The organism is Zoogloea sp. (genome assembly GCF_044344315.1).
Lineage (GTDB): Bacteria > Pseudomonadota > Gammaproteobacteria > Burkholderiales > Rhodocyclaceae > Zoogloea.
Genome location: NZ_JBIJDC010000142.1, coordinates 1 through 11,139 on the forward strand (window position 1 = coordinate 1; position 11,139 = coordinate 11,139).

Below are 11,139 nucleotides of genomic sequence, written 5' to 3' on the forward strand. Positions count from 1 at the left end.
TCTTGCCGATCTGGGCGCAGGAGCCGACGGTGGCCCAGGTGTCGACCATGGTGCCTTCGCCCACGTAGGCGCCGATGTTTACGTAGGAAGGCATCAGCACGACACCCTTGCCGATGAAGCTGCCCTTGCGTGCCACGGCGTTGGGCACCACACGGAAGCCGCCGGCGGCGAAATCATTGGCGTCGTAGTTGTCGAACTTGGTCGGGACCTTGTCGAAATAGCGGGTGTCGCCACCTTCCATGATCTTGTTGTCATGGGTGCGGAAGTAGAGCAGGACGGCCTTCTTGATCCACTGGTGGGTCACCCACTCGCCGTCGATCTTCTCGGCGACGCGCAGCTTGCCCTGGTCGAGCTCTTCGATGACATGTTCGATGACCTCGATCTGCTCTTTGGTGGCGCTGGCTGCCGACAGGTCGGTGCGGCGCTCCCACAGCTCCTCGATCAGGGTGGCAAAGGGGTTCTCGTGGTGGGGCGTGATGTGCATTTGAACGCTCATGGTTTATTCGATAGTTGTTGGGCGAAGGTGACGATGCGGCGGGCTGCCTCGACACACTCTGCCAGGTCGGCGACAAGCGCTATGCGCACGAAGCCCGCGCCGGGATTGACCCCGCGGGCTTCCCGGGCGAGGTAGCTGCCGGGCAGAACCGTTACATTATATTCGGCCTGCAGGCGGCGGGCGAACTCGGTATCGGAAAGCCCGAGCCGATCCACCCGGGCCCATAGATAGAAGCCGGCGTCGGGAAGTTCCACGTCCAGATGGGCGGCGATCATCGGCGTGATGACGTGGAATTTCTCGCGGTACTGGCGCCGGTTCTCGGCCACGTGGGCTTCGTCGTTCCAGGCGGCAGCCGAGGCGGCCTGCACGGTGGGGCTCATGGCGCAGCCATGGTAGGTGCGGTAGAGCAGGAATTTCTTGAGGATGGCGGCATCGCCGGCCACGAAGCCGGAGCGCATGCCGGGCACGTTGGAGCGCTTCGACAGGCTGGAGAACATCACCACGTTGCGGAAGTCGCTGCGGCCCAGGCGATGGGCGGCCTCGAGCCCGCCGATGGGCAGATGGGCGTCGTCGAAGTAGATCTCGGAATAGCACTCGTCGGCGGCGATCACGAAACCGTAGCGGTCCGACAGGTCGAAGAGCTGCTTCCATTCATCCAGGGACAGCACGCGGCCGGTGGGGTTGCCGGGGGAGCACACGTACACCAGCTGCACCCGCTGCCAGTCGGCTTCCGGCACGGCGGCAAAGTCGGACGCAAAGCGGTCGTCCGGCAGGTTATTGACGAAGTAGGGTTGGGCACCGGCCAGATAGGCGGCGCCTTCGTAGATCTGGTAGAACGGATTGGGGCATATCACCAGGGCATCGGGCCGGGAGCCGTCGATCACGCACTGGGCAAAGGCGAAAAGGGCTTCCCGCGAGCCGTTGACGGGCAGGATCTGGGTGGCCGCATTGACCTCCGGCAGCCCATAGCGCCGTTCCAGCCAGCCGGCGATGGACTGGCGCAGGGTGTCAGAGCCCTGGGTGGTCGGGTAGTTGGCGAGGCCGCCGAGGTTGTCCACCAGGGCCTGGCGGATGAATTCGGGCGTCGCATGCTGGGGCTCGCCGATGGACAGACGGATCGGCGACAGACCGGCGGGGGGTGCAATGCCCTCGAAGAGGGCGCGCAGCTTCTCGAAAGGATAGGGGTGGAGATCCTGGAGGTGCGGATTCACGTTCGGAAGGTGTCCTGTAGTCGGCCCGGAGCGGGCGGAGGGTCATGGGTGCCGGCAATGCCGGTGCGGGCGCCAGAGGTCGCGTGCCGCGTGCTGCCATGGCGCACTGCCGTGCAGGTGGCCGCGGCGGGCGGCAGTTCAGGTGCCATGGTTGTAACGGGTGCAACAAGTACAAAGGGTGCAACGGCTGCAGAAAGGGCCTGCGGGAGAATGGAACATGCCCGATGGCCGCTTTTTTTGCAGGTGTTATTATAGCGGCCGTCGTTAATGTGGCGGTGCAGCATTGTTGCGGCATGTCTGCCCGTCTAAGCCTTCCTCAAGCCCCCTGAATACGTGCGCCTGGCCAAACTCAAGCTTGCCGGTTTCAAGACCTTCGTAGATCCGACCACCGTGCTCACGCCCGGCAATCTGGTGGGTGTCGTCGGTCCGAACGGTTGCGGCAAGTCGAACATCATCGATGCCGTGCGCTGGGTGCTGGGCGAGTCGCGGGCCTCGGCCCTGCGCGGGGGGTCGATGATGGACGTCATCTTCAACGGCTCCACGACGCGCAAGCCGGTGTCCCGGGCCAGCGTCGAGCTGGTGTTCGATAACGCCGAAGGCAAGGCCGCCGGCCAGTGGAAGCCCTATGCCGAGGTGGCGGTGAAGCGGGTGCTCGACCGCAGCGGCGAGTCCACCTACTACATCAACGGGGTGCAGGTCCGCCGCAAGGACGTGATCGACCTGTTCCTCGGTACCGGCCTTGGCCCGCGGGCCTACGCCATCATCGAGCAAGGCATGATCTCGCGCATCATCGAGGCCAAGCCCGAAGAAGTGCGAGGCTTTCTCGAAGAGGCCGCGGGGGTGACCAAGTACCGTGAGCGGCGGCGGGAGACCGAAGGGCGTCTGTCCGATGCCCGGGACAACCTGACCCGTCTCGAGGACATTCGTAACGAGCTTGGTCAGCAGATTGGCAAGCTCGAAACCCAGGCCGCCATTGCCGAGAAGTTCCGACAGCTCAATGCCAGCCTGTCCGAGCGTCAGAATCTGTTGTGGCTGATGAAGCGCAACGAGGCGCGGGCCGAGCGCGCCCGGCTGTCTGACGAACTGGCCGAGGCCACCCGGCGCATCGAGGCCGATTCCACGCATCTGCAGACCCTCGAGGGTCAGCTCGAAACGGCCCGCGACGCGCAGCTGGGTGCCAACGAAGGCGTGCAACTCGCCCAGGAGGCGCTGTATGCGGTGAGTTCCGAGCTGACCCGGCTGGAGGGCGAGCTTGCCCGTCTGCGGGATAGCCGGCGCATTCTGGAAAGCCGGCTGGCCCAGCTCGAGCGTGATGATGCCCAGTGGCGTAGCCAGCTCGATGCCCTGGCCGCCGACGGCGAGCGCTGGGGCGGGCTGCTCGAGCACGCAGCCATACGGGCGGAGCAGGCTGAAGCCCGGCATGGCGAAGTTGGCGAACGCCTGCCCGAGGCGGAAGACGCCCTGCGTACCGCCGATGCCGCCGCCGCCGCCGTGCGCCGCGAGCTCAACCACGCCGAGCAGCAGATCCGTGTTGAAGAGGCTCACCGGGTGAGCAGCGAGCGCACCCTTGAGGCCTTGTCCCAGCGTCGCCTGCGCCTGCAGCAGGAACAGTCGGCCGTGCAGGCGCCGGATCTGCGTCAGGTGGCCGAGCGGGAGGCGATGCTCGAGGAGGCCGAGGACAGTCTGTCCCGCGCCCAGGCCGAGCTGGCCGAGATCAATGCGCAGGTGCCCGCCGCCCAGCAGGCCCTCAAGCATGCTGTCGAGGCGGAGCGCCAGGCCCAGCGCCGTGCCACCGAGCTGCGCGCGCGCCGCGAGGCCCTGGTGCAGCTGCAGAGCAAGGTGCAGGTGCAGGGGCAGCTGGGCGACTGGCTCAAGCGTCATCATCTGGGCGCGCTGACGCCCCTGTGGCAGCGCATTCGCGTCGAGGCCGGCTGGGAGCTGGCTGTCGAGGCCGTGTTGCGCGAGCGGCTGGCGGCGCTGCCGGCGGTGGACGGGCAGGCGGCGCTGGCGGCGCTGGCCGACAAGGTGCCGGGGGCCGTGGCTTTCCTGCTGCCGGACGGTATTCCGGGCGCTGTCGGCGGTGAGGTGCCGGCGGGCACGCGTCCGCTGGCTGCCCTGGTGGATGCCGATCCGGAGCTCGGCGAAGTCCTGAATGCATGGCTTGGTCGGGTCTTTGTTGCCGATGACCTGTCCGACTGGTTGGTGCGGCGCAGCGAACTGCCTGCTGGCACCACGCTGGTGTCGCGGGAGGGTCGGCTCCTTGATCGCTACGCCCTCAGCCACTATGCGCCGGACTCGCGCACCCACGGGGTCATCGAACGCCAGCGGGAAATCGAGCACCTGACCGCCGAAGTGCAGGCTGCCCAGGACGAGGCTGCCATGGCCCACAGTGCGGTGGGCGAGGCGGAAGCCCTGGCCAGCCGTCTGCAGGAGTCCATCGCCAGCCTGCGCCGCGATGCCCAGGCCCTCCAGGCCCGCGTGCATGCGGAGCAGGTAGAGGTGCTCAAGCTCAATCAGGCCAGGATGCGCTACGAAGAGCGCTGCGGTCAGATCGACCGGGATCTGGGTGAGATCGCCCATGGCGAGCAGGCGGAGCGGGATCGTCTGATGCGTTCCGAGACGGAACTTGAACGCAGTCGCGAGATGGCCGAGCTGCAGCGCGGCCGTCTGGACGCGGCAGAGTCGGTGCGCCGGGAGCGGGACAGCGCCCTGCGTGAGACCCGCGCCCTCGAACAGGCACTGGCGCGAGAGCTCCAGGAGGCCCGCCACTCCGAACGCGAGTGCCGCAGCAAGCTGGAAGACATCGAGCGCAACCGGGCGCTGGCCGCCGAGCAGCTGGCACGGATCGCCGATGAGCTGGTCGAGCGCCGCGAATCCCTGCTGGAGATCGACGAGGTATCGGTGGCGGCCGCCCTGCAGGAGTCTGTCGGTCAGCGGACGGTGCGTGAAAGCGCGCTGGCAGCCTGCCGGAATACCCTCGAGGAAGCCAATGCCGGCCTGCGGGCACTGGAAGAGGAGCGGCAACGCACCGAGCATGCGGCGGCTCCCCAGCGGGAGCGGGTGGCCGATCTGCGTTTACGGGTGCAGGCCGCCGAGATGGCGGAGGGGCAGCATGCTGCGCGGCTTGACGAAGCCCAGGCCGATGAAGCGGTGCTTGCGCCCTTGCTCACGCCGGATCTGCGGGAGGGCTCGCTGCAGCGTGAGGTGGGCCGCCTGGGTCGGGAGATCGCCGAGCTCGGACCGGTGAACCTCGCCGCGCTCGATGAGTTGAAGGCGGCATCGGAGCGCAAGTCCTACCTGGATGCCCAGACCGATGACCTGCTCGGGGCCATTGAGACACTGGAAGATGCGATCCGGCGGATTGACAGGGAAACCCGTGAGCAGCTTCAGGAGACGTACAATACGGTCAATCGCCATTTCGGCAGCTTGTTCCCCATGCTGTTCGGAGGGGGCGAAGCGCGGCTGGTGCTGACCGGTGACGAAATCCTGGATGCCGGGATCTCCATCGTGGCACAGCCGCCGGGCAAGAAGAACAGCTCGATCCAGCTGCTTTCGGGCGGCGAAAAGGCCCTGACGGCGATTGCTCTGGTATTTTCCATGTTCCAGCTCAATCCTGCGCCTTTCTGCATGCTGGATGAGGTCGACGCACCCCTGGACGATTCAAATACCGAGCGCTATTGCCAGATGGTCAAGCGCATGTCGTCGCAGACCCAGTTCGTGTTCATCAGCCACAGCAAGATCACCATGGAGATCGCGCAGCAGCTGGTGGGGGTCACGATGCAGGAGCAGGGGGTGTCGAGAGTGGTGGAAGTGGATATCGAGGAAGCGCTGCGTCTGGCCGAAGCTGGCGCAGCCTGACCGGGAAACAAGGGAAATCGATGGCAATCAGTGAGTTGCAAATGGGTCTGGTGGGTGTCGGCGGCGTAGTGGTCGTCGGCATCTTTGCGTTCAATAAGTGGCAGGAGCGCAAGCAGCGCAAGGCCATGGAGCCGCTCGTGCCGGCAAGTGCCCAGGAACCGGTGCTCAGCGAGTTGCCCGCAGGTGTGGGCTCCTCTGAGCGGGTTGAACCGGTGATCAGCGCTGATGTGCCAGTCCGTGTTCAGCCCAGCGCCAAGACCGTTAAGGACGCCAGCGCCCGCCGGGTGCCGCCTCTGCTGCCACCCGAGGTGGACGAGCGGGCTGATTGGGTGGTGCGCGTCGAGTCCATCGAACCCGTGGTCGCAGGCCGCCTGTGGCAGGCCGCTTCGGAGCAGCTCCAGGGCGTCGCCAAACCGGTGCGCTGGTTCGGCTTCTCCGATTCCGACAACCGCTGGGAAGCTTTAGGCCCGAACAGTGGCAGCAGTTATCACTGGGTCTGTGTGGCCCTGCAGCTGGTGGATCGCCGTGGTCCTGCGGGCGATGCCGACCTTGCCCGCGTGACTGAGGGCCTGCAGCGCATGTGCGACATCTTCATGGCCATTCCGTCCCTGCCGGCCAAGGCCGAGGCGTTGAACCAAGCCGTCGAGCTGGACCGTTTCTGCGCTGGCGTGGATATCCAGATCGGCGTCAATGTGGTGGCCCGCGAGCAGGCTTTCGCCGGCACCAAGCTACGTGGTCTGGCCGAGGCGGCTGGCCTTGAGCTGCTGGAGGATGGCTGTTTCCACGCCCGCGACGAGCAAGGCGTGAGTCAGTTCGTGCTGGGCAATCTTGAATCGTCCCTGTTTGTGGCCGAGGACATGCGCGGGCTCACCACCCAGGGCGTGACGCTGACGCTGGATGTCCCCCGGGTTGCCGACGGCGTGCGGGTGTTCGAGCGCATGATGACCGTGGCCCAGCAACTCGCGGAAGCCCTCAACGGGGCAGTGGTGGACGACAACCGTTCGCCCTTCGGCGACAAGGCCGTTGGCCTGATCCGGGCGCAGATCGAGCAGTTTCAGGGGCAGATGGCCGAGTACGGCATTGCCCCGGGCTCGGGCTTGGCCCGCCGCCTGTTTTCCTGATCCGGGCTGTCCATGACGGCAAGCGCGGAAGCGCACGCACGGGCGGCGGCCCTGCGTGCGGAGTTGGAACGCCATGAATACGCCTATTACGTGCTCGATGCGCCGACCGTTCCCGACGCCGAGTTCGACCGTCTCTTCCACGAGCTTCAGGCGCTCGAGGCCGCTCACCCCGAGCTGCTGACGTCCGATTCGCCCACCACGCGGGTCGGGGGGCGTCCGTCCCCGGAGCTGGCGGCAGTGGCGCATGCCCTGCCGATGTTGTCCATCCACACCGAAACCGACACCACGGCGCAGGGAGCCATAAGCTTCGACGCCCGGGTCCGTCGGGCCCTCGGGCTGGACGAATCGGCTCCGCCCGTCACCTATGCCGCCGAGCTCAAGTTTGATGGGCTGGCCATCAACCTGCGCTATGAGCACGGTGTGCTGGTCCGGGCGGCAACGCGGGGCGATGGCAGCTCCGGCGAAGAGGTCACCCCCAATGTGCGCACCCTGCGCCGGATCCCCCTGCGACTGCAGGGCGATGCGCCGGCGGTGCTGGAGGTGCGGGGCGAGATCTACATGCGCCGGGATGATTTCCAGCGGCTCAACGCCAGCCAGGAGGCGGCCGGACAGAAGGTTTTCGTCAATCCGCGCAACGCGGCTGCGGGCAGTCTGCGTCAGCTTGACTCCACCATCACGGCCCGGCGCCCCTTGTCCTTCTTTGCATATGGGCTGGGGGAGGTGCAGGGATGGGCGATGCCGGCGACCCATTCCGAGGTGCTGGATGCCCTCGCCGCATTTGGCCTGCCCGTATGTGAGCACCGCTGTCGCACCGATGGGCCGGAGGGCCTGGCGCGTTTCCATCAGGAGATGGCAAGCCTGCGAGAGTCGCTGCCTTTCGACATCGATGGGGTGGTGTACAAGGTGGACCGCCTCGATTTGCAGCAGACCCTCGGTTTTGTCTCCCGTGAGCCCCGCTGGGCCGTGGCCCACAAGTATCCCGCCCAGGAAGTGGCCACCCGCCTGCTGGGTATCGACGTGCAGGTGGGACGCACGGGTGCGGTCACCCCGGTGGCCCGTCTGGAACCGGTGTTCGTGGGAGGCGTGACGGTCACCAACGCCACCCTGCACAACCAGGGCGAGATCGATCGCAAGGATGTGCGGGTGGGGGACTGGGTAATCGTGCGCCGTGCCGGTGACGTGATCCCGGAAGTGGTCGGCCCGATTGCCGAACGGCGTGAGGGGGAATTGCCTCGCTATGACCTGCTCGAGGCCATCGGCCATGTGTGCCCCGAGTGCGGTTCGCATGTTGTGCGGGGTGAGGATGAGGCGGTGGCCCGGTGTACCGGCGGGCTGTTTTGCCCCGCCCAGTGCAAGCAGGCGCTGCTCCATTTCGCGAGCCGGCGGGCGGTGGATGTGGATGGACTGGGCGATCAGATCGTCAATCAGCTGGTCAGTGCCGGCATCGTGCGCACGCCGGCAGATCTGTACGACCCGCAACGGGTGAGCCAGGAGGTTCTGGCGGGGCTGGAGCGGATGGGCGAGAAATCGGCGATCAACCTGCTGGCGGCCATCGACAAGAGCCGGGACACCTCGCTGGCGCGCTTCATCTTCGGCCTGGGCATCCGCAATGTGGGCGAGACCACGGCCAAGGACCTCGCACGCCATTTCGGCAAGCTCGAGCTCTTTCTGGCGGCCGACGAGGCGGCGTTGCTCGAGGTGCCGGATGTGGGGCCGGTGGTGGCCCACTGCATCCTCGATTTTCTGGCCGAGCCCCATAACCGTGAGGTTATCTCCGCGCTGCAACGGGAGATGCGCTGGCCCGAGACAGAGCCGGCGACCCGCCCTCAGGCCGGTGCCCTGAGCGGCAAGAAGGTGGTGCTTACCGGAACCCTGCCGAGCCTGAGCCGGGATGAGGCTACCGCCCTCGTTGAAGCTGCGGGTGGCAAGGTGGCAGGGTCGGTGTCGAAAAAGACGGATTATGTGGTGGCGGGCAGTGACGCAGGCAGCAAGCTCGAGAAGGCGCAACAACTGGGCGTCACCATTCTGGACGAGGACGGACTGCGTCGTTTGTTGAAGCCGGCCGAAGCGGGCGCGCCCGACGGTCAGGGAATGTTATTCGGAGAGTGATGATGAAAAAGGTGACGAAGGCGGTCTTTCCCGTGGCCGGTCTGGGCAGCCGTTTTCTGCCGGCAACCAAGGCCAGCCCCAAGGAAATGATGCCCATCGTGGACAAGCCGCTGATCCAGTATGCGGTGGAGGAGGCGGTGGCGGCAGGCATGACCGATCTGGTATTCATTACCGGCCGCTCCAAGCGGGCTATTGAGGACCATTTCGACAAGGCCTACGAACTGGAGACCGAGTTGGAGATGCGTGGCAAGGCCGAACTCCTGAAGATCGTTCGGGATACCGTGCCGTCCCATGTAAATTGCATCTACATACGTCAGGCCGAGGCGCTGGGCCTGGGGCATGCGGTGCTGTGTGCCGCTTCGGTGGTGGGAGACGAGCCCTTCGCGGTGCTGCTGGCCGACGATCTGCTGGACTCTCTGGGGGAGTCGCCGGTCATGCGTCAGATGGCCGAGGTCTATAACTATCACCGCTGCTCCGTGCTGGGCGTGATGAACGTTCCCCGCGAACAGACCCGCCAGTACGGCATCGTTAGTACCGAGCGGGATAACGGTGAGGTGCAGAGGGTCAGCGGCATCGTCGAGAAGCCCAAGCCTGAAGAGGCGCCGTCCACCCAGGCTGTGATCGGGCGCTACATCCTGACCGGGCGCATCTTCGACCATTTGCGCCAACTCAAACCGGGGGCCGGTGGCGAGCTTCAGCTGACCGATGCCATCGCATCACTGCTCAAGGAGGAAGCTGTGCTGGCTTACCAGTTCCGAGGCGTGCGCTATGACTGCGGCTCCAAGCTGGGCTACCTGCAGGCGACTGTGGAACTGGGCTTGAAGCATCCTGAAGTCGGCGCTGAATTTGCGGCTTTCCTGGCTTCGCGCACGTGAGTTGGGCAGATCGAGCCCCTTGATCAAGGGGCGGACGGGCAATAAAAAGCGCGGCTCGAGGGCCGCGCTTTTTTATTGTCCGGGCCGAGGGGTCGCCCCGGCCTGACAGGTCATCTTGCTTATGCTTCGTCGCGAGCGGCGCGCTTGCGGTCGTGTTCCTTGAGGAAGCGCTTGCGCAGGCGGATGCTCTTGGGCGTGATCTCAACGATCTCGTCATCGGCAATGAATTCGATGGCGGACTCGAGGGTCAGCTGAATTGGGTTGATCAGGCGAACGGCTTCGTCGGTGCCCGAGGCACGCACGTTGGTGAGCTGCTTGCCCTTGATCGGGTTCACCACCAGGTCGTTGTCGCGGGTGTGGATGCCGATGATCATGCCTTCGTACAGGGCATCGCCGGGGCTGACGAACATGCGGCCGCGATCCTGCAGGTTCCAAAGGGCATAGGCCACGGCTTCGCCGTCGTTCTGGGAGATCAGCACGCCGTTGCGACGCTCTGCCAGTGTGCCGCCCATCGGACCGTAGTCGTCGAACACGTGGCTGGCCAGACCGGTACCGCGGGTCATGGTCAGGAACTCACCCTGGAAGCCGATCAGGCCACGGGCCGGAATACGGTATTCGAGACGCACGCGGCCCTTGCCGTCCGGCTGCATGTCCTGGAGTTCGCCACGGCGACGGCCGAGCTCTTCCATCACGCCGCCCTGGTGATCTTCCTCCACGTCGACGGTGAGCATTTCGTAGGGCTCGCACTTGACGCCGTCGATCTCCTTGAACACCACACGCGGGCGGCCGACGGCCAGCTCGTAGCCTTCACGACGCATGTTCTCGAGGAGGATGGTCAGGTGCAGTTCGCCGCGGCCGGACACTTCGAAGGTGTCGGAGTCAGTGGTGAAATTGACGCGCAGGGCGACGTTCTTCAGCAGTTCCTTCTCGAGACGCTCACGGATCTGGCGGCTGGTGACGAACTTGCCTTCACGACCGGCCAGGGGCGAGGAGTTGACCATGAAGTTCATGGTCAGGGTGGGCTCGTCCACGGCGATCGGGGTCATGCCTTCGAGGCGGTCAGGGTCGCACAGGGTGACGCCGATGTTGACCTGGGAGATGCCGGCCACCAGCACGATGTCGCCAGCCTCGGCCACTTCGGCGGGGGAACGCTCGAGGCCCTTGAAGGTCAGGATCTGGCTGACCTTGCCCTTGCCGCGGTTCTCGTCACCGTACATGACGACCAGTTCCTGGTTCGGACGGATGCGGCCACGCTTGATGCGGCCGATGCCGATCTGGCCCATGTAGGTGGAGTAGTCGAGGGAGCAGATCTGCATCTGCAGCGGGCCTTCGGAGTCCACTTCGGGCGCAGGCACGTGCTTGAGGATGGCCTCGAACAGGGGGCGCATGTCGGTGCGCTCGTCTTCGAGGTTCTCCATCGCGAAGCCGTTGAGGCCGGACGCGTAGATGACCGGGACGTCGAGCTGCTC

General features: G+C 65.7%; 6 protein-coding genes and 1 pseudogene. 4 read left to right on the forward strand and 3 right to left on the reverse strand.

Features of this window, described 5'->3' with window-relative positions:
- Positions 1-496: pseudogene (locus ACIQ09_RS20420) on the reverse strand (2,3,4,5-tetrahydropyridine-2,6-dicarboxylate N-succinyltransferase); the annotation flags it as partial.
- Positions 493-1,707, reverse strand: a complete 1,215-nt coding sequence (dapC, locus tag ACIQ09_RS20425; protein ID WP_398313970.1) for a succinyldiaminopimelate transaminase — start codon at positions 1,705-1,707, stop codon at positions 493-495. The gene dapC and the pseudogene ACIQ09_RS20420, both read right to left, overlap by 4 nt.
- A 333-nt stretch (positions 1,708-2,040) precedes the next feature.
- Between dapC and smc the strand changes: the two genes are divergently transcribed.
- From smc to galU, 4 genes are read left to right on the forward strand one after another with little or no spacing between them, the layout of a single operon-like run.
- The gene (smc, locus tag ACIQ09_RS20430) at positions 2,041-5,565 is read left to right on the forward strand and encodes a chromosome segregation protein SMC (RefSeq protein WP_398313972.1); all 3,525 of its coding nucleotides are present in this window, start codon (positions 2,041-2,043) and stop codon (positions 5,563-5,565) included.
- Between the two features lie 41 nt (positions 5,566-5,606).
- Positions 5,607-6,686, forward strand: a complete 1,080-nt coding sequence (locus tag ACIQ09_RS20435; protein ID WP_398313974.1) for a cell division protein ZipA C-terminal FtsZ-binding domain-containing protein — start codon at positions 5,607-5,609, stop codon at positions 6,684-6,686.
- Between the two features lie 12 nt (positions 6,687-6,698).
- Entirely contained in the window at positions 6,699-8,795 is a 2,097-nt protein-coding gene (gene ligA, locus ACIQ09_RS20440; protein WP_398313976.1) for an NAD-dependent DNA ligase LigA, read from the forward strand.
- 2 nt (positions 8,796-8,797) lie between these two features.
- Positions 8,798-9,670: a UTP--glucose-1-phosphate uridylyltransferase GalU gene (galU, locus tag ACIQ09_RS20445; RefSeq protein ID WP_398313978.1), complete on the forward strand. Its 873-nt coding sequence runs from the start codon at positions 8,798-8,800 to the stop codon at positions 9,668-9,670.
- Between the two features lie 119 nt (positions 9,671-9,789).
- On the opposite strand, the gene ACIQ09_RS20450 is transcribed toward galU, so the two are convergent.
- Positions 9,790-11,139, reverse strand: a 1,350-nt coding sequence (locus tag ACIQ09_RS20450) for an EF-Tu/IF-2/RF-3 family GTPase (RefSeq protein WP_398313980.1), incomplete at its 5' end; no start/stop codon positions are given.

What these genes read in the sequence shown, in the direction of transcription:
- galU (WP_398313978.1), top strand. Translation starts at nt 8,798, where the DNA reads ATGAAAAAGGTGACGAAGGCGGTCTTTCCCGTGGCCGGTCTGGGCAGC.
- ACIQ09_RS20435 (WP_398313974.1), top strand. Translation starts at nt 5,607, where the DNA reads ATGGGTCTGGTGGGTGTCGGCGGCGTAGTGGTCGTCGGCATCTTTGCG.
- ligA (WP_398313976.1), top strand. Translation starts at nt 6,699, where the DNA reads ATGACGGCAAGCGCGGAAGCGCACGCACGGGCGGCGGCCCTGCGTGCG.